The 23792-nt window shown below is 53.6% G+C and carries 21 protein-coding genes; 16 read left to right on the top strand and 5 right to left on the bottom strand.

The features are described from left to right. Positions 1-96: 96 nt before the first annotated feature. Entirely contained in the window at positions 97-2568 is a 2472-nt protein-coding gene (locus tag DG177_RS12365) for a TonB-dependent receptor domain-containing protein (RefSeq protein WP_108811760.1), read from the bottom strand. Between the two features lie 271 nt (positions 2569-2839). Here DG177_RS12365 and DG177_RS12360 point away from each other — a divergent pair, with 271 nt between their 5' ends. The 4 genes from DG177_RS12360 to gpmA all read left to right on the top strand — a co-directional run bounded on the left by DG177_RS12360 (position 2840) and on the right by gpmA (position 7444). Further along, positions 2840-4750 carry a DUF3604 domain-containing protein gene (locus DG177_RS12360; RefSeq protein ID WP_108811759.1) on the top strand — a complete coding sequence of 637 codons (1911 nt, stop codon included), beginning with the start codon at positions 2840-2842 and terminating at the stop codon, positions 4748-4750. Between the two features lie 108 nt (positions 4751-4858). Further along, positions 4859-5698: a peptidyl-prolyl cis-trans isomerase gene (locus DG177_RS12355; RefSeq protein WP_108811758.1), complete on the top strand. Its 840-nt coding sequence runs from the start codon at positions 4859-4861 to the stop codon at positions 5696-5698. Continuing rightward, positions 5695-6666 (top strand): HupE/UreJ family protein, encoded by a 972-nt coding sequence (locus DG177_RS12350; protein WP_337658792.1) that lies wholly within the window; start codon positions 5695-5697, stop codon positions 6664-6666. Before DG177_RS12355 ends, DG177_RS12350 begins: the two co-directional genes overlap by 4 nt. Before the next feature lie 91 nt (positions 6667-6757). After that, the gene (gene gpmA / locus DG177_RS12345) at positions 6758-7444 is read left to right on the top strand and encodes a 2,3-diphosphoglycerate-dependent phosphoglycerate mutase (RefSeq protein ID WP_108811756.1); all 687 of its coding nucleotides are present in this window, start codon (positions 6758-6760) and stop codon (positions 7442-7444) included. 37 nt (positions 7445-7481) lie between these two features. Here gpmA and DG177_RS12340 read toward each other — a convergent pair whose 3' ends face one another. Further along, positions 7482-7961: a GGDEF domain-containing protein gene (locus DG177_RS12340; protein ID WP_337658791.1), complete on the bottom strand. Its 480-nt coding sequence runs from the start codon at positions 7959-7961 to the stop codon at positions 7482-7484. A gap of 326 nt (positions 7962-8287) precedes the next feature. Between DG177_RS12340 and purE the strand changes: the two genes are divergently transcribed. The 12 genes from purE to DG177_RS12280 all read left to right on the top strand — a co-directional run bounded on the left by purE (position 8288) and on the right by DG177_RS12280 (position 20024). After that, positions 8288-8788 carry a 5-(carboxyamino)imidazole ribonucleotide mutase gene (gene purE / locus DG177_RS12335; protein WP_108811754.1) on the top strand — a complete coding sequence of 167 codons (501 nt, stop codon included), beginning with the start codon at positions 8288-8290 and terminating at the stop codon, positions 8786-8788. A gap of 9 nt (positions 8789-8797) precedes the next feature. Beyond that, positions 8798-9868, top strand: coding sequence for a 5-(carboxyamino)imidazole ribonucleotide synthase (locus DG177_RS12330; RefSeq protein WP_108811753.1), 1071 nt, complete (start codon positions 8798-8800; stop codon positions 9866-9868). Positions 9869-9903: 35 nt separating this feature from the next. Continuing rightward, positions 9904-10398: a dihydrofolate reductase gene (locus DG177_RS12325; RefSeq protein WP_108811752.1), complete on the top strand. Its 495-nt coding sequence runs from the start codon at positions 9904-9906 to the stop codon at positions 10396-10398. Next, entirely contained in the window at positions 10395-11675 is a 1281-nt protein-coding gene (locus tag DG177_RS12320; RefSeq protein ID WP_108811751.1) for a membrane dipeptidase, read from the top strand. The genes DG177_RS12325 and DG177_RS12320 overlap by 4 nt, the downstream gene beginning before the upstream one ends. An 8-nt stretch (positions 11676-11683) precedes the next feature. Then, on the top strand, positions 11684-12604 hold the full coding sequence (locus tag DG177_RS12315; RefSeq protein ID WP_108811750.1) for a bifunctional riboflavin kinase/FAD synthetase: 921 nt from the start codon (positions 11684-11686) through the stop codon (positions 12602-12604). Beyond that, positions 12601-13584 carry a glycerophosphodiester phosphodiesterase family protein gene (locus DG177_RS12310; protein ID WP_108811749.1) on the top strand — a complete coding sequence of 328 codons (984 nt, stop codon included), beginning with the start codon at positions 12601-12603 and terminating at the stop codon, positions 13582-13584. Before DG177_RS12315 ends, DG177_RS12310 begins: the two co-directional genes overlap by 4 nt. A gap of 73 nt (positions 13585-13657) precedes the next feature. Further along, positions 13658-16648: an isoleucine--tRNA ligase gene (gene ileS, locus DG177_RS12305; RefSeq protein ID WP_108811748.1), complete on the top strand. Its 2991-nt coding sequence runs from the start codon at positions 13658-13660 to the stop codon at positions 16646-16648. Then, the gene (gene lspA / locus DG177_RS12300; RefSeq protein ID WP_108811747.1) at positions 16645-17169 is read left to right on the top strand and encodes a signal peptidase II; all 525 of its coding nucleotides are present in this window, start codon (positions 16645-16647) and stop codon (positions 17167-17169) included. Before ileS ends, lspA begins: the two co-directional genes overlap by 4 nt. Positions 17170-17234: 65 nt before the next feature. Further along, positions 17235-17642 carry a DUF3035 domain-containing protein gene (locus DG177_RS12295; RefSeq protein ID WP_108811746.1) on the top strand — a complete coding sequence of 136 codons (408 nt, stop codon included), beginning with the start codon at positions 17235-17237 and terminating at the stop codon, positions 17640-17642. Positions 17643-17844: 202 nt separating this feature from the next. Continuing rightward, positions 17845-18768, top strand: coding sequence for a cupin domain-containing protein (locus DG177_RS12290; protein WP_108811745.1), 924 nt, complete (start codon positions 17845-17847; stop codon positions 18766-18768). A gap of 303 nt (positions 18769-19071) precedes the next feature. Beyond that, positions 19072-19554, top strand: a complete 483-nt coding sequence (locus DG177_RS12285; RefSeq protein ID WP_108811744.1) for a YHS domain-containing (seleno)protein — start codon at positions 19072-19074, stop codon at positions 19552-19554. 59 nt (positions 19555-19613) lie between these two features. Continuing rightward, a complete protein-coding gene (locus DG177_RS12280; RefSeq protein WP_108811743.1) occupies positions 19614-20024 on the top strand; it encodes an MAPEG family protein in 411 nt (136 codons plus the stop codon). A gap of 156 nt (positions 20025-20180) precedes the next feature. Here DG177_RS12280 and DG177_RS12275 read toward each other — a convergent pair whose 3' ends face one another. The 3 genes from DG177_RS12275 to purH form a co-directional block, all read right to left on the bottom strand. Then, positions 20181-20681, bottom strand: coding sequence for a hotdog fold thioesterase (locus tag DG177_RS12275; RefSeq protein WP_108811742.1), 501 nt, complete (start codon positions 20679-20681; stop codon positions 20181-20183). A gap of 129 nt (positions 20682-20810) precedes the next feature. After that, complete coding sequence (locus tag DG177_RS12270) at positions 20811-21698, bottom strand: LysR family transcriptional regulator (protein ID WP_337658790.1); 888 nt, start codon at positions 21696-21698, stop codon at positions 20811-20813. Positions 21699-22192: 494 nt separating this feature from the next. Further along, a complete protein-coding gene (gene purH / locus DG177_RS12265; protein ID WP_108811741.1) occupies positions 22193-23785 on the bottom strand; it encodes a bifunctional phosphoribosylaminoimidazolecarboxamide formyltransferase/IMP cyclohydrolase in 1593 nt (530 codons plus the stop codon). Positions 23786-23792 lie beyond the last annotated feature (7 nt).

Below are 23792 nucleotides of genomic sequence, written 5' to 3'. Positions count from 1 at the left end.
CCCAGCGAGCGTTAACCTACAGGCAGCACAAAAAGGGGCCGGAAAACCGGCCCCGATTCATGCTGACGAAATCCCCCCCCTAAAGTCCCGTGAATATTAGAATTTTCCGCGGAGCGTTACACCAAATGTTCTTGGTTCTTGTAGGTAAGCCGAGCGTGAGCCTGATCGCAATACGGTGTTAAAGGTGACGCCCCGGGTTACCTCGTTGGTCAGGTTATTGACCCATGCTTCGATACCCCAGCTATCATCCTGACTACCAATCCCTGCGCGCAGGTTGATCTTGGCATTTCCATCCTGAATATCAAAGGGGAGCGGCGTCTGGTCCGTAAGATCGGTCGAGTCTGACGGCTGGGTCGAAGTCCGGCGGTCACTTTCCATACGGATTTGACCGTTGAGAAAGAAGTCAAGATTATTGCCGAGATCATTCTCATAAGTCGCCCCCGCAATGGCCACAATGTCCGGTGCGTTGGTGAGGGAGGCACCGCAGAGGTTTAGCACCTGCAGATCGGCGAGATCGCCTGCGCAGTCACTGGGATATCTCGCATCAGTATAAGTCAAACCCGCATTCAAAGTGAAATTATCATCCGGACGAATGACCGTCTCGATTTCCACCCCGGTGGTTTTCGCCTTTGGCACGTTGAATGTCTGGAACTGCGCACCGGTAAACTCAAGAATTTGGAAGTTCGTGAATTCTTCATGGAAAGCAGCAATGTTCAAAGTGACCCGATTATCGAGAAGCTTGGCCTTCAGACCGACTTCATACGCATCCACCTCTTCCGAATCAAAACGGGGATCTGCACCGCCAGCCGCAGCGGTCGAGTCGAGATTAAACCCACCTGATTTATAGCCATGGGTGAAGCTAGCATAGATATTGACCGGAGCGGCAAACTCATAGGCTATCTTGCCGGTATAGATAAGCTCGCTGTCGTTAAATTCGCCAACAAATGGTCGCGGCAGAAAGGCGAAAGGAATTTCTGTATCCGTGACGTCCGATCCGGTAGCTGGCGCAAGAAATGCAAAGCAACCTAGCGAAACAGCCGCGGGCGGAATGAGCGCTGGATTGGCTTGAAAAGCGGCCCTGATATTTGTGCAAAGCGGATTGTTGCTTGCGGTTTGTTCAAACCCTCCGTCCTTGCTTTCGTCGGAATAGCGCAGACCTACTGTCAGTTTCAAACCATCAACAACTTCCAGTGTATTGTGCGTAAACAGGGACCAGCTTTTGCTGCTTTGCGAATAACTATTGGTTGCGGTGACCACCGAAGGGTCGATCCCACCTGACAATTGTTCCAACGGATTAGCACCCAAGGCTCCGCCCAGAAGAGCACCAACAAGAGCGTCATAGTCCGTGCCTAACGAGAAATCGACATCCTGCTGGATATCTTCATCAGAGTAATAACCGCCCACCAGCCAGCTCAACGCACCGTCAAATGCTTCACCTTGCACTCTTAGCTCATGAGTCATCGTGTCGATATTGGCCCGGGCGCGATCCACGTCGAATATATCGAGCGCAGTAAAGTCGGAATCATAAGATTCGCGGCTATCAAACTGGCGATAGGAGCCGATATAAATAATGTCGGCACTGTCGCTGATAGGAAATTCAATCTCTCCCGTTACGCCCCATTGCTCGATGTTTCCACGGGGTGCGAAATTGGCCGAGGCTATGCGATCATCAGCGGCTTCCTGTCCGGTATTGGGCTGGAACTGACCACCTCGCGGACCGAGTCCAACAGCCTCAAACACACCACCCGTCTCAAGCGGCGAAGCCAGTAATTCCACCGCCGAACAACAATTGGCCGTGCTTTTCGAAAAATCGGCAATCAGCCTTACAGTCAGGCCGCTATCGCCTTCATAGCCAAGCTGACCGCGAACGAGATATTGGTCAAGCTCATTGGATTCACCAATCTTGCCAGTTTCATCAACCACATCGATAAAGCCATCCCGCTTCCGATAGGCGCCAGTTAGTCGCAGCGCCAATGTATCCTGAACGATCGGGACATTAATCGCCCCTTGCACGTTCATCAGATCATAATTCCCGTAGGTCGCATTTACAAAACCGCCAAATTCGCTGACATCCGGACGCACATTGGTGATCGTCAGCGCACCGGCAGAAGTATTGCGACCGAATAATGTTCCTTGCGGACCACGCAGAACTTCGACGCGTTCCACGTCGACAAATTCGGAAAGGGCGACCCCGGGGCGGGACTGATAGACGCCATCGACGAAAATACCGACCGCGCTTTCAAATCCAATATTATTGGACGTCGTACCGACACCCCTGATCTGCAACACGACTGTGCCCGATGCCGCCTGTGCATTCGAGGTCGAGAAACTCGGCGAGACCTGGGTGATATCCTGTACATTTACGACGCCCTGTCGATCCAGCTGTACCGGGCTGACCGCGGTCACAGCCAAGGGAATATCCTGCACATCCTGTGCCCGGCGGGTAGCGGTCACAATGATAATATTGTCATCTGCTATTTCTTCAGCGCTTTGATCCTGTGCGTAAACGGGAGTGGCAATGGCCGTGCTGCAAAGGGCCGCCAAGAGGACGCGATTTAAGCTCTTCATAGTGATTCTCTCCAGTTGATCGTAACCGCGGCATAGCCATCATCGTGGGGTGGAGTGGGGGATGGACTTAATCTGCCGCGGTTACGCTTGCATAAGTCATTTAATCAGGTCATTAAATCAACCGAAGAAGAACGATCTGGAGTCGAATAAACTGTCTTGTGATAATAGGGAAACAGGCGTTTCCCGTGGCTGTAAAGCGGTATGGCAGGACGCTGTAAAATAGGATATAAAAGCGATGCGCCCAATCAATGAGGCGCGCAGGAGGGGGAACATGAAACGCAACTTTTTAGGTCTGGCGGCAATTGGCGCGCTGGTGGCAGGTTGCTCTGGTGGGGACAAGACGGACAGCCAGACCGATATAGCATTGGCACCTGGCGAGACGACAGAACAACCCAATCCCGATCGCAATGTCTATTTTGGTGACTTGCATATCCATACCCGCAACAGCTTTGATGCCTATATTTTCAACGTCCGTACGACGCCAGAAGATGCCTATAAGTTCGGCATGGGTGAAGGTATCACTCATCCGTCTGGTTATGACCTGAAACTGGAAGGACCCGCGCTGGATTTCATGGCGGTCACCGATCATGCGGCCTATCTCGGTCACCTGCCGGCGATGGACACCGAGGGCACCGAAATTTCCAAGCTCGATATGGCGAAGGACATGTTCAGCGCTGATCCGGACAAGATTATCGCAGCATTCCAGCTGATCGGCGGCGCTGTGCGCGACGGTCGCAAGATGGATGGGGTCTATGATCCGAAAATTGTTGGAGATGTCTGGAAAGCAACGGTTGCTGCGGCTGATAAATATTACAGACCGGGGAAGTTCACCACCTTCTCCGCCTATGAATATACCGCCACGCGAGTGACACAGGGCGAAGGCGGCGGATTTGCGGGCGGCAATCTGCATCGCAATGTCGTGTTTCGTGGATCGGCCCCCGACATGCCCTTTGGCACGTTGGATTCCAGCAATCCCGAAGATTTGTGGACGTGGATGGATGAACAGCGTGCAGCCGGTATCGACGGACTTTCAATTCCGCATAACAGCAACGTGTCGGACGGCGAGATGTTCAAGCTGGAAACCTATAATGGCCAACCGCTGACCAAGGCCTATGCCGATCAGCGGATACGCAACGAACCCATTGTCGAGATTACACAGGTCAAAGGCACTTCGGAAACCCATCCTTCCCTATCGCCTAATGATGAATGGGCAGATTTCGGCATTTACGAATATCTTCTGTCCTCACAGATCAAGTCCAAGACAAGCAGCGGCGATTATGTTCGGCAAGCTTATGCCAATGGTCTGATGCTGGAAGATAAAATCGGCAGCAATCCGTTTCAATTTGGTTTGATCGGTTCTACCGACAGTCATGTTGCGGGTGGATCATTTGACGAAAAGAATTTTTGGTCCAAAGTCGGTGTCGTCGATGGCACGCCAGAGGCACGCGGTTCGATCCCACCAGGCGGCAAGAAAAGCTGGGATGGTGTAACGGTTGATCCGCGCGCCGCCAGCTGGTTCTCGCGCTGGGGGGCGTCAGGCTATGCTGCGGTATGGGCCGAGGAGAATACCCGCGAAGCAATATTCGATGCAATGCGGCGCAAGGAAACCTACGCAACCACCGGAACACGGATCAAATTGCGCTTCTTCGGCGGCTTTGGATTTGATGCAGCGATGCTGGATGATCCCGAAATGGTGTCCAAAGCCTATAAGGATGGTGTCTCCATGGGTGGCGACCTGGTTGGTGAGGGCAAGGCTCCCGGTTTCATTGTCTGGGCCATGCGCGACGCGATGAGCGCGCCTTTGCAACGCATCCAGATCGTCAAAGTCTGGACTGATGGCGGCAAGACCAGTGAAAAGCTGTTCGATGTCGCCTGTTCCGATGGCGGCACAGTGGATCCGGCCACCGCCCGCTGTCCGGATAATGGTGCAAAGGTCAACCTGTCTGATTGCTCGATCTCAACGGACAAGGGTGCACCGGAGCTTAAGACATTCTGGCGTGACCCGGAACATCAGGCGGGACAACGTGCCTCCTATTATGTCAGGGTACTGGAAAATCCGGTTTGCCGCTGGTCAACATGGGATGCAATTCGCGCAGGTGTGCCGCCAAATCCAGCCTTGCAAAAAACGATACAGGAACGCGCCTGGTCTTCGCCCATCTGGTATGTACCAACCAAGGCCTGATAGCAGTTTGGGATTTGCAATAGCGCTCAAGCTGAGCCCCGTCGAAGCTGGTCTCAAGACTCTTCGACAAACTCAGGCTGAGCGCAATTCTGAAATGTCGTTATATCTATGACCATGTTGAAAAAAGCTCTGCGCGATCCGATCAACCATTTCATTCTAATCGGGCTGATACTGGTGTTCATCAATCATCACTGGTCAAGCTATCAGGGTGAGCAAGGCCGCACGATAACCCTCAGCACCGCTGAGCTTGATCGGCTCAGCGCGCTATGGGCGAATACTGCCGGCCGCCTTCCCACCGGTGAGGATAAACAACAAATTATCGATCAATTCGTGCAACAGGAGGTTCTGGTTCGCGAGGCCGAGCGGCTTGGGCTTGGCGATGACGACACCATCATCAAACGCCGCCTGGCACAGAAAATGGACTTTCTGGTCAGCGGCGAAAGCAAAGCAACCAATCCAACAGATGCAGAGTTGAAGCAATGGTTTGAAGCAAACCGCGATAAGTTTGCCGCGCCTGAACGGCGGAGTTTTGTCCATATCTATCTTAGCCCGGAAAAACATGGTGTTGCGATTGACAGGATAGCGGACGACAATTTGCTGAACGTGCAATCGGGAGCGGACTGGAAAGGTCTGGGCGACCCTTTCATTCAGAAACGTAGCTATGCCGCGATACCTGAAAGCGAGGTTACCCGATTGTTCGGTTCGGAATTTGCCAGCGCGATCTTTAAGCTGAAGTCCGGATCATGGAGCTCGCCCATCGGCTCTGCCTTTGGGTTGCATCTGGTCCGGATAGAAACCATTGACGGCGCTGCTGAAGCGAGTTTTGAACCGATCAAGGCGGAAGTCACCGAAGCTTGGCAGGAAAATCAGAGCGCCAAGGCCAAGCAGGCGGCCTTGAGAAAACTCGTGCGCGACTATGATGTCGTGATTGAAGGCTCTGACAAGTGACGGTCATAAGGTTCAGCGTTTCCTGGGCCATCCTTATGTGGATGTGCGGCATAGTTGCCAGCGCCCATGAAATCCGGCCCGCTGCCCTCGAACTGACCGAGCAATCCGGCGGCACCGTCGCGGTCGTCTGGAAACAGCCGATCCTGTCTGGTCGCAAGCTAAAGATGCGACCCATCTTGCCCGATCAATGCCCGGAACCGGAGACGATAGATCAGGTTGTATCGGGCGATGCGATTGTCGAAAGCTGGCAGATACCCTGTCGTCTGGATAAAGGCCGTGTTTCCATTGCGGGACTGGACCGCACGCTCACTGATGTCTTTGTCCGCTTGCGCACGAAAGATGGGACAGAAAGCACCTATGTCTTGCGCCCTGCCAGCGCTTCTTTTGCGCTAGGCGATCCGGCTGGCTCCCCGACCGGTGCTTATCTACGCATCGGAGCGGAACATATGCTGTTCGGCTGGGATCATTTGCTGTTCGTGCTCGGCCTATTGCTGCTCACTGCCCCGCGTCAGCTTTTGTGGGTGATCACCGCCTTTACCCTTGGTCACAGCATCACTCTCGCCATCACCGCCCTGGGTTTGTTTACGCTACCCAGCGAACCGGTTGAATTACTGATCGCTGTGTCGATATTCTTCCTCGCCATCGAAGTGGTGCGCAAATGGGCGGGAAAGACAAGCATCACAATCCGCAGACCATGGTTAATCGCACTCGGATTTGGGTTGCTTCATGGACTTGGTTTTGCCGGCGCGCTGGCGGATATTGGCCTTCCCAAGGGCGAAGAAATATGGGCATTGCTGTTGTTCAATCTTGGCGTCGAAGTCGGACAGATTTTGTTTGTTTGCCTGGCTCTTGCGGTCTTGTGGTTGGCAGGCAAAATATCTCTGGACAAGCGCAAATGGATTGAGGCTCCGGCTCTCTACCTGGTTGGTGGACTAGGCGCATTCTACACCCTCAGCCGAATATTCTAGTGTTGGTGGCCGCACGCAAAACAAATATGCAGCTTGGCGTGAAACACCTTCGCCGCTAAGGATGCGGCAACACATCAAATAAGGACATTAAATGCCTCAGCTCATTCTGCTTCGTCACGGCCAGTCGCAATGGAATCTGGAAAACCGCTTCACCGGGTGGTGGGATGTAGATGTCACCGAAAAAGGAATTGAAGAAGCCAAGGAAGCTGGCCGCATGATGAAGGAAAAAGGCATTGAGTCAGACTTGTGCTTCACCAGCTTACAAAGCCGCGCGATAAAGACACTTAATCTCGCGCTGGAAGAAATGGATCGGCTTTGGTTGCCGGTCGAGAAAAACTACCGGCTGAACGAACGCCATTATGGCGGGCTAACCGGTCTCAACAAACAAGAAACCCGCGACAAACATGGTGACGAACAGGTGCATATCTGGCGTCGCAGTTTCGATACGCCGCCGCCGCCAATGGCTGCCGATAGCGAATATCAAATGTCATCCGATCCGCGCTATGCAGGAATTGAAGTGCCCGCGACCGAGAGCTTGAAAGACACAATCGCCCGCGTGCTGCCTTATTGGAAAAGCCGGATCGCGCCGGAATTGCAATCCGGTAAGCGCGTGCTGATCTCCGCCCATGGCAATAGCCTGCGCGCATTGGTCAAGCATCTCTCGGGAATTTCGGACGATGAGATTACCGGGCTGGAAATCCCGACGGGTCAGCCGATCATCTACGATCTTGATGACGATCTAAAGGAACAGGAACGCTATTATCTGTCTGAACGGTGAAGACCTTATAGTTCTCGGCCAGATAATTCTCAGCCAGTCAGTTATCATCGCCTTTTGAATTGTACATGGCCTCGTCCGCCCGGGACATCAGAGCCGAAACCGTATCTGTGGGTCCAACAAAACTATATCCAATGGCGGCACCGAATTGCAGGGCCTGGCCCTCATGCTCCAATTTGGCCGACTTGAATCGATCCATCAGCCCCAATATCTTGTTTTCAACCTGGTCGGCATCAAGATTGTCGAGCAACAATGCAAATTCATCTCCGCCAATCCGCGCTACCATGTCACAGGCCCGGATATTGCCTTTCAATATCTTTCCAAGACGCACCAGCAACAGGTCACCGGCAGCATGACCATGACTATCGTTGACCCTCTTGAGATCGTCCACATCGAGGAAAAGCAAAGCAGTATTGTCACCATAGCGCTGACAACGCATGATCCTTTTGTCTAAACTCTCAATGAAAAAGCGGCGATTGGGCAAGCCCGTCAAAACGTCATGATTGGCACGCTTCTCCATTTCAGCAAGTTCTTTGCCTAGTCGCAAATTCTCTAGCTGAAGAGCTGCACAATGATTGCATCTTTCTTTATCTTCATTTCTATTGATGACTTCGTCTAACAATGCCCTGTCCCCCACCGCGATACTGTTATTTACCAGTATTTACGCAATACGGCCCTGTAGTTTGCAATAGCCTTGTTAGTCAATAGTGATAGCAAAAAATGCGTTCCGCAGTCCGTTATTGTAAACTACAAACACAAAAGAACGCACATCGCCATTGCCGCATTGCGCGTGCGGCATTTCATGGCTAAACGAATTTGCTTCCGCGACACTATTCAGGTGCAAGCATGACCGAAGCCACTCCGCCAACTGAACCGCAAGTTGGGATTATCATGGGCAGTCAGTCCGATTGGGCAACCATGTCCCTTGCTGCCGATATTCTAGAGCAGCTCGATATCGCCCATGAGGTTAAAATTGTTTCGGCTCATCGGACGCCTGACCGACTCTATGACTATGCCAAAGGCGCTACTGAACGGAAATTGAAAGTGATTATCGCGGGCGCTGGCGGCGCTGCGCATCTGCCCGGTATGGCCGCCGCGATGACGCGGGTACCTGTTCTTGGTGTGCCCATTCAATCGCGAACCCTGAACGGGGTCGACAGCCTGCTTTCCATAGCTCAGATGCCCGCTGGCATTCCGGTTGGAACCTTGGCTATCGGAGACGCCGGTGCGAAAAATAGCGCACTACTCGCGGCTGCGATCCTCGCCAACGAAGATGATGCTTTAGCTGAGCGACTGGATGCCTGGCGTGCGGCACAAAGCAATGCCGTCGCAGAGCAACCGGAATAATTGACTGCGATGACTCCGCTTCCTCCCGGTTCAACCATTGGCATATTGGGTGGCGGCCAACTTGGCCGGATGTTAGCGGTCGCTGCCGCACAGCTTGGTTATCGCTGCCATATCTACGCGCCAGATGAAGCCAGCATTGCCGCCGATGTCGCAGCCGAATTTACCTGCGCTCAAGATGACGATATTGAGGCGTTGGGCAAATTTGCCGATAGCTGCGATGTCATCACATTTGAGTTTGAGAATGTCCCGGTCGCGCCGCTTGCCGCGATAGCAGACCGCGCACCGCTATATCCGCCTGTAGCAGCGCTTGATGTTGCGCAGAACCGGGTCACGGAAAAGACATTCGCTCGCACCCATGGCGGTACGACCGCCCCTTTTGCCGAAGTGACGGATCGTGAGTCTCTGGATGGAGCGATTGAGGAAATCGGCGCAACCGCCATTTTGAAAACCATTCGCATGGGCTATGATGGCAAAGGACAAGCCAGAATAAAGCCGGGTGATGATCTTGCGGTCCATTGGGATTCCGTGGGACATCAGCCCTGCGTGGCCGAAGGCTTTGTCACTTTCTCCCACGAATTTTCGGTCATCCTGGTGCGCGGACAGGATGGTGCCATCGGTTACTGGGATACGCCGCATAATATTCATGAAGACGGGATTTTGGCCCAATCGCTGGTTCCCGCACCGGCCGAGATTGTCGCGCAGGAACAAGCCGCTCGTGCGCTGGCAGCAAAAATGGCAGAGGCGATGGATTATGTTGGCGTGCTGACTTGCGAATTTTTCGCTACTGCTGACGGCCCGGTTTTCAATGAAATGGCCCCGCGCGTGCATAATAGCGGGCACTGGACAATCGAGGGCGCGATCACCAGCCAGTTTGAAAATCATATCCGGGCCATCTGCGGATTGCCTCTCGGCGATACCGGATTGGCCGCTAGTAAAGTTGAGATGACGAATCTGATTAGCGGCAATGCCGACCAGTGGCAGGCGTTGCTATCGGACCCCGCCAACCACCTCCATCTCTATGGCAAAGGCGAAAGCCGCCCCGGACGAAAAATGGGTCATGTCACGAAATTATTTTTCTGATTTGCACAGGATTTGATCTGAGCTAGGCGAATCCCATGAACCATCCGGAAATCATCCTGATCCTCGCGCGCTCCGACAATGGGGTCATCGGTAAAGACGGTACGATGCCCTGGCATTTACCAGCCGACTTGCGGCATTTCAAATCGCTGACCCAAGGCAAACCGATGATTATGGGACGCAAGACTTTTGACAGCCTGCCCGGCCTTTTACCCGGTCGCCGGCATATCGTTCTCACCCGTGATACAGAATGGGAAGCCGAGGGTGCGGAGGTGGTTCATGATATTCAGAACGCACTGAGAATTGCCAATGCGCCGCATATCGTCGTCATCGGCGGCGCAGAAATTTACCGGCTCTTTCTGCCGCAAGCCGATCGTATTGCGCTCACTGAAGTGCATATGGATGTGGATGGGGACACCGTCATGGATGGCTTTGATCCTGCCGTCTGGCAAGAAAGCGAACGGGAAAGCCATGATGCCGAGAATGGCAGACCGGCCTTTTCCTTTGTCACGTTGAAACGGAAACAGGCATGAAAAAAATTGGCCTTGGAATACTGCTTGTCCTGATTGTTGGTGCGACCGCCTTTTTCATTTTTGCGCCGGCCATATTTGAAAAACAGACAAACAGGGTTGTAGCAGGTTATTTGCCAGAAATGAGCCGTGATTCGAGCGCCATCGAAGCGCAAATCAACCAAACAGACAACAAGGCATTACCTCCAATACGACCAGAAGCGCAGAAATTGCATGACAGCCTTATGATTGTTGATCTGCACGCCGATACCTTGTTGTGGAAACGCCGGATTACTGATGCGGTCGACTATGGCCATGTTGATCTCAAACGGATGCAGAAGGGCAATGTTGGCCTGCAAATCTTTTCCAGCGTCACCAAGACGCCAAAGGATCAGAATTATGACCGTAACAGCGCTGATACGGATAATATCACCCTCCTGACGATCGCGCAGTTGCAGCCTATTCGGACGTGGTTTTCCTTGCTGGAACGACAACTCTACCATGCCCAAAAGCTCGATCAGGCAGTCATCATCTCTGATCGCGCTCTGGTCGCGATCAGCACATCTCAACAACTCGATGGTCTGACATTGGCGCGTTCGCAGAATGAAAAAATTATTGGTGCATTATTCTCAGCCGAAGGTCTTCAAACGCTGGAAGGCAAGCGTGAAAATCTCGACAAGCTCTATGATTCCGGCATGCGTATGGCGGGCCTCGTGCATTTTTTCGATAATGAACTGGCCGGCTCCATGCATGGTGAGGAGAAAGGTGGGCTCACCACATTTGGCCGGCAGATTGTCCGCGACATGGAAGATAAAGGCATGATCGTGGATATTGCGCATTCGAGTCGTGAGGCGGTTGCCGACATTCTGAAGATGGCCCGGCGCCCTGTGGTTTCCAGTCATGGTGGTGTGCAGGCAGTATGCGGCGTCAATCGCAATCTCACCGACGAAGAAATCAAGGGGGTGGCGGCCACTGGCGGCATTGTAGGACTGGGCTATTGGGACGGAGCCATGTGTGACACCGATCCGAAAACCGTCGCCAAAGCCGTCAAACATGTCCGCGATCTGGTCGGAATTGAACATGCCGCCCTGGGCAGCGATTTTGATGGTGCTGTAACAACCCGCTTCGATACCAGCGGCATCGTCCACATCACCCAAGCATTGATGGACGCAGGCTTCACCGAAGATGAAATTCGCGCTGTAATGGGCGGGAACGCCATGCGGGTGATCAAGCAGGGTCTTATCCCTTTCAAAGATTTACCCAAACAAGCGGTTGAACAAACCACCGAAACTGGCCAATAGCGCAAATCATGCGGTTGAGTGGGCAAAACAGGATTTCGGATGAACTGCGCGGTGCGATTATCGCGCTGGGCAATTTTGATGGTTTTCACAAAGGCCATCAGGCGGTTGCACAAACCGCGATCGACTGGGCCAAGGCCGAAGGCCGCCCGGCGATCATCGCGACCTTTGACCCGCACCCCGTCCGCCATTTCCAGCCCGATGCGCCGCCATTTCGCCTGACCACTCTCGACCAGCGCGAACGGCTGTTCACCGCCGCCGGCGCGGACGCGATGCTGGTGTTTGAATTTGGCGGCGAACTGGCCGGAACCACCGCAGAGGATTTCGTGACGAAATTGCTCGTCGAGCGTTTTGGTGCAGCAGGCATCGTCACGGGCGAAGACTTTACCTTTGGCAAGGGCCGCGCAGGCAATGTCAGCGTCATGAAGCAGCTCGGCGCACCTTTGGGCCTATCGACCAAGGCGGTTGGCCCGGTCAGCGACGCCGATGAAGTCATCTCCTCCAGCCGTATCCGCGATGCGCTAAAGGCAGGCGATTGCGAGACGGCGACCGAACTGCTGACGCGGCCCTTCGCTATTGAAGGCCCTGTCATTCACGGCGATAAAAATGGCCGCAAGCTCGGCTATCCGACAGCCAATATCGACATTGATCATTATCTGCGGCCAAAATATGGAATCTATGCCGTCAAGGGTCGCTTACCTGATGGCCGCGTAATCAACGGTGCAGCCAACCTGGGTATTCGACCGACATTTGACCCGCCCAAGGAATTGCTTGAACCCTATTTCTTTGATTTTGCGGAAGACCTTTATGGCCAGATGATCGAAGTCGAATTGCATCACTTCTTGCGCGGCGAAGCGAAATTTGATGATCTCGATGCGCTGATGGCGCAAATGGCAATAGACTGCGACGAGGCCCGAGAAATACTCACATGAAGCGGAAAATTCTATGGTCATTCGGGATCATCTGGATGACTCTTCTAACCGTGATATTGCTCAATTCGTCTCGTTGGGCATCGGCGCCTGAAGGCCAGTTCAAAATGATCGCCCATCGCGGTGTCCACCATATTTATGATCCGACGGGTGTGGGCAGAGATGACTGCACCGCCATTCGGATGCTCCCGGGCCAGGAAGATCTGGAAATTTTTGAAAATACGATTCACTCCATTCGCGCGGCCGTCAACATGCAGGCGGATATGGTGGAGATTGATGTAGCGCCGACCAAGGATGGGAAAATGGTGTTGTTTCATGACTGGACGGTCGATTGCCGGACCGATGGGACAGGCAATACGCGCGACCTGACATTGGCGGAACTGCAATCGCTCGACATTGGCTATGGCTATTCATCCGATGACGGCCAGACATTTCCCCTGCGCGGCAAAGGCATTGGTAAGATCCCGACCGTCGAACAGGCAGTGGCCTCGGAAACCTTCAAGCCGTTTCTGTTCAACTTCAAAAGCAAAAACCCGGACGAGGCTGATCAACTCTATGCGATCTTGAAAGCAGCAGGCCGCGACCCTTTGCAGGAAGGGGACGGGTTTTACGGCGGCGAAGCCCCGGTCAAGCGCATGAAGCAACTGGTGCCCGGGATCTGGGCCTGGTCCAAACCAGGTGTCAAAGCCTGCACCAAGGATTATCTGTGGATGGGCTGGTTCGGCATCACTCCGGATAGCTGCAAAGACGGCACTTTGGTAATCCCGCTCGACTATCAATGGGCTTTTGCCGGATGGCCGAACCGCACCACGGCCCGGATGGAAGCGGTCGGTGCACGCACGCTGATAATCGGCCCGATGAACGACCGCGAATCGACGCGCGGCCTGACCTATGGCAACCAGCTGGCCAAAATCCCGGCGAGCTTCAACGGCTATGTGATGGTTGAGGATATCAGGAAGGTCGGACCAGCGCTCGTTCGCTAGCGGATCGGGGCGAATGAGCGGCCGTGAAATCCCGCTTGCACCCGCGCGTCGCCTCGCCTAATCCCCGCAAATCATGACTGACCCAAAAGCATCTGAAGCACCAGATTATAAAGATACGGTTTTCCTGCCGAAAACCGATTTTCCCATGAAAGCCGGCCTTGCGAACAAGGAACCGGGCATATTGGAGCGCTGGCAGAATATTGGGCTGTATGAAAAGCTGCGGGAAGCACGCGACGGCCGAGAAAAGTTTATTTTTCATGATGGCCCGCCTTATGCCAATGGCAATATCCATATGGGCCATAGCCTCAACAAGACGCTGAAAGACCTTGTTGTAAGGTCACAGAGTCTGCTCGGAAAGGATGCACCTTTTGTTCCGGGTTGGGACTGTCATGGCCTGCCGATTGAGTGGAAAATCGAGGAGCAATATCGCAAGAAAAAGCGCAACAAGGACGAAGTCCCGGCCAGCGAGTTTCGCGCCGAATGCCGCGAATATGCGGACAAATGGGTCAATGTCCAGCGCGAGGAATTCAAGCGGCTCGGCATCCTGGCGCAGTGGGACAAGCCCTATCTGACGATGGATTTTGACGCCGAAGCGGCGATTGTCGCGGAGCTGCTGAAGTTTGCGGAAGCGGGACAACTCTATCGCGGCGCCAAGCCCGTCATGTGGTCGCCGGTCGAGAAAACCGCGCTGGCCGAAGCCGAAGTGGAATATGAAGATATCACATCGACGCAGATTGATGTGGCGTTTGAGATTGTTGAGGCGCCGAATGCACCGGAGCTGGTCGGCGCGCATGCTGTGATCTGGACGACCACGCCTTGGACCATTCCGGTGAATCAGGCGCTCGCCTATGGGGCGGATATTGAGTACGTTGTTCTCGATCTTCATAAACTCGCGCTTATCCCTACGAGTGAAATAGGAGAACGTCCTCCTGAGATGGACACATCTCAAGACAAGAAGGTCTTGATTGCAAAATCACTCGTTCCCGCGTTTTTGCATCGATTGAATCCCCCTCAAATTATGGCGAAATGGTCTGTTAGTGAGTTACAAGGTTCTTTTAGGGGCTCCCAACTCGCCGGTGCCATCGCCAAACACCCGATGGCCGACAAATTCCCGGACAGCGATTTCTACACCAAGCCGCGCCCGTTTCTCGACGGCTCCCACTTTGTCACCACCGAAGCAGGCACCGGCCTTGTCCATATGTCTCCCGACCATGGCGAGGATGATTTCGCGCTGTGCAAGGAAAACGGGATAAACCCGGTTTTCGCTGTCGATGCCGATGGCGTTTACCGCGAGGATTGGGACTGGCTGCCACGCGGGGACGAGCGTGCAGGCGGCGTGATCAACAAGAAATTTGTCAGCAGCGCTGGTCCGATCTGTGAAGATTTGCGCGCTGCCGGTGCCCTGCTGTCGGCCAGTGATGATTTTCAGCATAGCTATCCGCATAGCTGGCGCTCCAAGGCGAAGATTATCTATCGCTGCACGCCGCAATGGTTTGTGCCGATGGATACCCCCCTCCCGTTTACGGGAGGGGCCGGGGGTGGGCCTGACAAGCCTATCGAACTTTCCCACCCCAACCCCTCCCGCGAGCGGGAGGGGCTTGAAGTCGGCCACGGCGAAGGCATTAATGCCACCCTGCGCGAAGTCGCTCTCGATGAAATTCGCAACAAAGTCCGCTTTGTCCCAGAACGCGGCCGCCGCCGTCTCGAATCCATGGTCGAAGGCCGCCCGGACTGGGTGCTGAGCCGTCAGCGCGCCTGGGGCGTGCCGATTGCGCTTTATGTTGATCGGAAGACAGGTGACTATCTCAACGATCCCGCAGTCAATGAACGCATCATCGAAGCCTTTAAGACCGGCGGTGCCGATGCGTGGTTCAATGCGGACCATCAGGAATTTCTCGGCAATACATATGTGCTCGATGATTATGAGGTGATTACCGACATTCTCGACGTGTGGTTTGACAGCGGCTGCACCCATGCCTTTGTACTGGAAAGCGGCAAATGGCCGGATCACCAGACCCCGGCCGATCTCTATCTGGAAGGCAGCGACCAGCATCGCGGCTGGTTCCAGTCGAGCCTGCTCGAATCCTGCGGCACGCGCGGGCGGGCACCGTATAAAGCCGTACTGACCCACGGCATGACGCTCGACAAGAATGGCAAAAAAATGTCGAAGTCGCTCGGCAATACGCTCGACCCGCAGAAAGTTATCAACGTCAATGGCGCTGATATCCTGCGCCTGTGGGCCGCCAGTGTCGATTTCACCGAGGATCACCGGATTGGTGATGAGATCCTGAAAGGCGTCACCGACAGCTATCGCAAATTGCGCAATACCTTCCGCTATATGCTCGGCGGTCTCAGCGATTTTCAGGATAGCGAGCGGGTCGCCGTGGCGGATATGCCGGAGCTGGAACGCTACGTGCTCCATCGGCTGGCCGAAGTCGATGCGAAGCTCAAACAACATGTGAATGATTTTGCGTTCGGGCCCTATATGCGCGAGCTGACTGCCTTTGCGCAGGATGATCTCAGTGCTTTCTTTTTTGATATCCGCAAGGACTGTCTCTATTGCGACGCGCCGGATGATCCGAAACGCATGGCATACCGGACGGTCATGGATATCCTTTTCCATGCGCTGACCCGCTATATCGCGCCGGTGCTGGTCTTTACATCGGAAGAGATTTGGCAAAGCCGTTTCCCCGACGAGAATGACAGTATTCATTTGAAAGAGTGGCCGGAAGTTGATGGAAATTGGTCGGATGAAGCTCTTGCTGGCAAATGGGAAAATATCCGCACCGCCAGAATGAGTGTCACCGAAGCGATTGAACCGCTACGGCGCGAGAAAACCATCCGCTCCAGTCTGGAAGCAGAAGTCACCTATCCGATGGCTGGCTTGCCGATTGATGCAGCCGAATTCGCCGAATTGTGCATTGTTGCCGATGTGCAGGATAGCAATGAAGTCACGGTGACCAAAACAGGGCACAACAAATGTGGCCGCTGCTGGCGCCTGCTGCCGGATGTAGAAGAAGACGGTGCGCTGTGCGGCCGCTGTGAAGGGGTTCTGGGCGCATGAACGACGCAATTTCGAAATACCGGATTACCGGCCTTGTTGTCGCGTTCCTGATCTTCATCATCGACCAGTTCACCAAATATATGGTGATGTTTCCACTCGACTTGCGCGCCAAGGGTCAGATTGAATTGCTACCCTTTTTCAACCTGACCTGGGCGGAAAATTATGGCGTCTCCATGGGCTTTCTGACCGCCTCAACCGATTTCCAGCGCTGGGCGCTAGTAGCGCTTACGGGCCTGATCGGTGTGGCCGTGCTGATCTGGATGTGGCGAGAGAAAGCGAAATGGGACATTATCGCGCTCTCGTTCGTCCTCGGCGGCGCGATGGGCAATATACTGGATCGGGCCCGGCTCGGTTATGTTGCCGATTTTGCAGATTTGCATATCGGTGGTTTCCGCCCGTTTCTTATTTTCAACGTCGCCGACGCCTGCATTTCGATCGGAGTCGTAATCCTGCTTGCACGCGCGCTGTTATTGCGCGAGAAGCCGGATGAAGATAAAAATGTTCAGCTTGGCGACAGTTGACCCATGGCAAAGGGCCTCGCAAAGCCAACAGGCGTGCAGGGCAAGTTATTTTGAGGGAAGTGAATATGCGTAAATCTATCATCGGCATCAGCCTGGTATCGCTGGTCGGACTGTCCGCTTGCGGATCGAGCGGTCTGTTTGACCGTGACCGTCCTGACGAATTTGCTGTTTCGCGCCAGCCACCTCTGGTGATTCCACCCGATTTTGGTCTTAATCCACCTCAGCCCGGCCAACCGCGCCCGCAAACCGGTGGTGTCCAGCAACAGACTTTGGAAGCCATGTTCGGCGGCGCGCAAGCGCGCAGCGTGACCGAGTCAGCCATTGTCGGCCAAGCCGGTGACGCAGATCCCGGCATTCGTTCCTCCGTCGGCGACAAGGAAACCTTCACCGTCGACAAGGGCAGCGTAACCCGCGACATTATCGCCGCACCGGAAGGTGATGGACAGGCTGCGCAAGCCGCTACGCCGGAATAAGCGCAGAACAGAGAGGGTCTGTTTGGGTGGAGTTGGCTTTATCCCGAAAGCGGACCTAAAGATCAAACCAGTTTGATGACAGTCCGCCTTGTTAAGGGAGTGAACAAAAAGTTTTAACCTGGACGATCTGCATCATAGTCAGGAGAAATGGGCCGATCATTGCCTATTGTGAGACAGTTAGTATGATCGTATCATTTTGGTTATGGATATACTCAATGACATATTGGACACGCTTGACTTAAAGGGCGCGCTTTATTTTCGTACTGATTTTTCGGGACCGTGGTCGGTCACTGTACCTGTGCTGGAGCACGCGGCGCGCTTTCATCTGGTTATTCAAGGTCAATGCCATGTAAAACTTCCGGGCGAAGAAGCCGTTATACTTGGTCCCGGCGATTTGGTCCTGATACCAAAGGGACAAACCCATATATTATCGGACAGTCCAGTCGAAGACGCGCCGCCACTGGAGCATGTGTTGGAAGCAGTTCAATATGATGGTGATGGCGTGTTGGTTGTGGGGGAAGGCAATGATACCGCTTCGACACAACTTATCTGCGGCCATTTCACATTCCGGAAAAATGCAGATCATCCGATTTTAAGATCGCTCCCCGATTATCTGCTAACCACAGCATCGATGCGCGCTCAAAACCCATGGCTCGACGAAATATTGCGATTGATAAATCGTCAGATGTTCTCGGAAAATGTTGGATCAGATGCTTCGGTACGTCGATTGTCGGAAATCATGTTCATTGAATTGCTGCGCGCTGGGATTGAAGATCAGGATGAGATTGGCGCTTTGCTAAAAGGTTTTCAGGATCCACAAATTGGACATGCTTTAGAACTGATGCACCGGGAACCGACCGGATCATGGACAGTGGAATCTCTCGCTCGGCAAGTGGGCATGTCGAGAAGCCGCTTTGCCGAACGGTTTGGTGATCTGGTTGGACAAGGCCCGATGTCTTATCTGTCGGATTGGCGGCTGCAAAAGGCGCTCTCCATATTGGATCATAGCAACTGCTCTGTACAGCAAGTGGCCGTACAAACCGGCTATCAATCACCGGCAGCATTCACCCGCGCCTTCGCCGGAAAATTTGGTGTTGCACCAACAATATATCGTCAAATGCTATAGTATTTTGCATATCGTCCCAGTGATTTGATAATTAGTCGCTAACTATTCCGCAGATATTGCCTCATCGTCCTTTTCCAGAGAAAGACGCTCCAACGACATTGAAGGAGCGAATCATCAAACGGGACATGTGACAAACATTATCGGAGACTTTCAGCACCCTCTGCTGGACATATCTTCTTTCCCCCACCGTCACACAATTTCGTCTGAGGCAAATTCCTTGTCGTCAACTCACGTGACCATTTTGGTTGCAAAATAACCGGGGCAAATTCCCCCAGAACATGACTAGATGAAAAGGAAATATCTATGTTTAAAAAAGTAACTCTCGCCACCGCAATCGCATTGGCAACCTTCGTCGTAGCGCCTGCAATGGCGGCTGACGAATATAATGTATCATCCGGCCTAACCGCAGCAGCAGCTCCTCTTGCGCTGCATGGTGTTGATACAGTCGCATTCATCAACACCGGCAACCGGATCGAAGGGTCAGCAAATTTTGCAGCTGTCCATGACGGCGTTGCATATTATTTCGCTAGCCAGGCTAATCTTGATACGTTCAAATCAAATCCAGGTCGCTTCCTACCTCAAAATGGCGGCTTCTGTACCTTTGGTGTTTCGGTCGGCAAAAAGTTTGATGGCGATCCACGCTGGGCTGATGTTCGTGATGGCAAACTCTATGTTTTCCTGAGTGAAGACATTTTCAAAGCTTACCAGAAAGATCCAGAAGGCGCGATCGCCAAAGCTGAAGCCAACTGGAAAACCATCCGTCACACAGCGGCAACCGACCTTTAAAAATTACGACGGGGTGAGCAGGCAATCTGCTCATCCCGCCTGGCATTAGGAGTATCATCATGGAAATTGCATTTACCTATCTTGCCCTAAGCGGCATCCTCACCGTCCTTTTGTGGACACCCTATATCGTTGGCCGCCTATTCGTTTGGGGCCTACCCACATTCTTGACCGGCTATCCCGAGAACTTCCCAAAGGAAGAACCGGAAACACCATTGTGGATGGACCGCGCAAAACGGGCGCATTTGAACATGGTAGAGACTATGCCAGCATTTGTAGCAGTCGTTGCGGCGGCAGGCTTACTCGGTGATGCGTCTATTGCTGAATCCGTTGGCACTTGGGCAAAGGTATTTTTCTTCGCTCGCGTCGCCCACGCCATTGTTTACACACTTGGCATTCCGGGCCTTAGAACGCCCGTATATCTGATTTCATGGGCAGCAATCTTGATGATCGGCGCTCAAGTCGTTCTATAACAAGTCTTCAACTGGAATCTTGGCAGACCTGCAGTGCGAACCCACGGCGTTGCAGGTCTCGTCCATAATAGCTCGTTGTAATCTAGTGTCCGCTTTTGCCCCCGAAAGCGGACATTAACCAGCCGCTCGAATACCGCCTTCAAGACCGCAACAAAATCATTTCGACGGATCTGGTCCGAAGTCTCGATTAGCGATCATCCATGAACCGACAACCAGTGCACATAGTTTCCCGGTCTGCTGGTTGATGAACTGCGTCTCCACAACGCCAAGGCGGCGTGAGCGGTTCACGAGCTGACTCTTTACGTCGATAATTTCACCAGCCTTCATTGGGCGGAAAAAGCGCGTCGCAAAATCCGCGGTTGAAAAGGTCTCCGGTTCCTGGCTCGTTGTCGAATAGGCAAAGGACTGACCGGTATCGGCGATCACATTGACGATGCCGCCCTGAACCATTCCGTCATAATGGGTGAGATGCTGTCCAACGGTCCATTCCATGTCAAACTCTCCCTGAGACACACGTGTGAACTTCAGGCCGCTCAAATCCATGCCTCTGACAAAAGGGGGAGCCATGGACATATCTGGCTCCTGGCCGTCAGCTTCAGCTGTGGCGTCGATCATCATCTGAATATTTGCGATCGGATCAAATTTGCGTTCATTCATCGAAAGGCCCTCCCGGGATCAACCTAGGCGATCCTGGCTACTGCGCACAAGGGTGTCGCCGTCGCTGGCAAGTCCACCACCGGCCGCCTCTTTCATCCATGGCGCAATCCATTTGGTTTTAAACGCAGTCTAACGGCCCATGCCCGACAGTCTGTTCGCAAGGAAATCAAAGACCCTTCTGACACGGGGATTTGTTTTCAGCTCTGAATGCGCAGCGAGCCAAACGGGCACCGGATTGGGCTCAACCGATACATTGATCCGAGAAACCTTTGGTTCCCTTTCACCAATTTCCAGCTGATTGAACCCGATCCCGTAACCCTGCAAAACCATATTCCAGCAGACCACCTGATCATCACATCGGAATGCGAAAAACTCGCGATCGACATCCAGGCCAAACCGTTTGAGAGCCTCGATGATAAGGTCGTTTTTGTCGAATCCGATAAAATCATGATTCAGAAGATCGTCTGGAGCCGTAACGGTCGCGTTCCGCTCCAAATAAGAATTGGCAGCAAACAGACCAAACCCTGTTTCACCGACTTTGCGGGCGAATAGATCCGCTTGCGTGGGCTGGTACATTCGGACCGCTATATCGGCTTCTCTCCTGAGGAGATTATCGGTTTTGTTCGAAGCTATCAGTTCAACATCAATTTCAGGCTCTTCACGCCTGAGTTCGGCAAGTATCGACGGCAAGATGAATGTCGATGTGACCGTGGTAGCCGTAATGCGCACAGTGCCTGAAAGGTTGGTTTCATGGCCCTCTATGTCCAGAGACAACCTGCCGGCGGCATCTGCCATGGCCAGCGCATGTTGCAAGACTTCCATCCCACGGGAGGTCAGTTCCGTTCCACCAACGGCGCGATCAAATAGATGGGTATCGAGCTGGCCTTCGAGCAACGAGATATGCCGGCTCAGCGTCGCCTGGCTCCCATGGGTTGCGCGCGCGGCTTCCGAAAACGAACCATGCTCACTTACCGCAATAAAGGATTGCAGGAGATTCCAATCAAGCGCTTTGATCATGCGACCTATCCATAAATGAATAAGCTTAGTCAAATTTTTGGAATTATCAAATCAAATATGGTTAGATATATGGGACCCATCAACACAGAATGAAAGGAACCAAATTATGTCTGATCACAATATCCAAGCCAACACCCTATCCGCATTTGCCGCAATTTTTTCTGCGATTCTGGTCATTAGCGCCAGCATAGTCCCTGCTATCAACTCCGCCGCACCGATGATTTAACTGATAATTCACATGTGAAAGGAACTTCGATTATGTCCTATCTGAAAATCCGCACCAAAATTATGAATGCAACGGCAGCTGTTTCGTCGGCGCTGATCCTGGCCAGTCTCAGCCTTGGTCCCGCAATCAATGCAGCTTCGATTGCGGCATAGAAGTCCAAGAATATGCGTCTCCCGAACTGACCATATAGCTATTTCAGTAATACCATTCTAACGTTTCACTTTCGCGCCCAAAGCGGACCCTCGTCAAACCGCGAATCTATCTCTCATCAATGCCGGAAATGGCGCATCCCGGTAAACAGCATCGCCAATCCGGCTTCGTCCGCCGCCGCAATAACCTCATCATCGCGGATCGAACCGCCGGGTTGAATCACCGCCGTTGCGCCCGCTTCAACCGCTGCCATCAAACCATCGGCAAAGGGGAAGAAGGCGTCAGATGCCACGGCCGACCCGATGGTCTGCGCTTCACTCCAACCCGCTTTCTCCGCCGCGTCTTTCGCCTTCCAGGCCGCAATGCGCGCGGATTCGAGCCGGTTCATCTGCCCCGCACCGACACCGGCAGTGGAGCCGCCTTTGGCATAGACAATCGCATTGGACTTCACATGTTTCGCGACGGTCCAGGCAAACAGGCAATCCGCCTTTTCCTGGGCGCTTGGTTCACGCTTGGTCACACATTTGAGGTCGCTTTCCGCAATCTGGCCATTGTCGCGCGATTGCAGCAGATAGCCGCCCGCGATCGTCTTCAGACCGATGCCGCCGCGGGCCGGATCCGGCAGGTCTCCGGTCAACAGCAAGCGTAGGTTTTTCTTCTTCGCAAAAATCGCGCGGGCATCCGCATCGGCATCAGGCGCGCAAACGACTTCGGTGAAGATCCCGGTCATGGCTTCGGCCGCCGCACCATCCAGGGGCCGGTTAACCGCGATGATCCCGCCAAAGGCCGAGACGCTGTCGCAGGCCAAAGCGGCTTTATAGGCCTCCAGGATGCTGTCACCGCTCGCCACGCCGCAAGGATTGGCATGTTTGACGATCACCACCGTCGGTGGGCCATCGCGAAATTCGCTGACCAGTTCCAGCGCGGCATCGGCGTCATTATAATTGTTATAGCTCAGCGCCTTGCCCTGCAATTGTTCAGCCTGCGCAATGCCTTTCGCGGACGGACCGTCAGGCAGATAGAGCGCCGCCATCTGGTGCGGATTTTCGCCATAGCGCAGTTCGGTTGGCTGGCTCATGGTCAGCGGCAGGGTCGGCGGGAACATCTGTTGCTGATCGGCAAAGCCAAACCATTGTGCGATCATGCCGTCATAGCTGGCGGTGGCAGCAAAGGCTTTGGCGGCCATTTTCTTGCGGAAGTTGAGGCTCGTTGCACCATCGCTTTCTTTGAGTTCTGCAAGCAACATATCATAATCCGACGGGTCGGTGACAATCGTCACGAAATCATGATTTTTCGCGGCACTGCGCACCATGCTCGGTCCACCAATGTCGATATTCTCGATAATCTCGTCGCGCTCGGCGCCTTTGGCGACGGTCTGGGCAAAGGGATAGAGATTGACGATCACCAGATCGATTCCGGCAATGTCATGCTCCTCCATCGACGCAACATGGCCTGCATCATCGCGCCGTGCGAGCAGGCCGCCATGGACTTTGGGATGCAGCGTCTTCACGCGGCCATCCATCATTTCGGGAAATTGGGTGACATCGGAAATGTCGGAAACCTCAAGCCCGGCATCGCGCAAGGCCTTTGCCGTGCCGCCGGTAGAGATCAAAGCCACATCCATGGCAGCGAGTTGCTGGCCCAGCTCTGCCAAGCCGCTTTTGTCGGAAACCGAAAGCAGCGCCCGTTTGATTTTAATATTCTCGGTCATGATTGGT

It is taken from the genome of Sphingorhabdus sp. Alg231-15 (assembly GCF_900149705.1).
Taxonomy (GTDB): Bacteria; Pseudomonadota; Alphaproteobacteria; order Sphingomonadales; family Sphingomonadaceae; genus Parasphingorhabdus.
The sequence above is the reverse complement of the archived record's forward strand: the minus strand, read 5'-3'. Positions and strand labels throughout refer to the sequence as shown.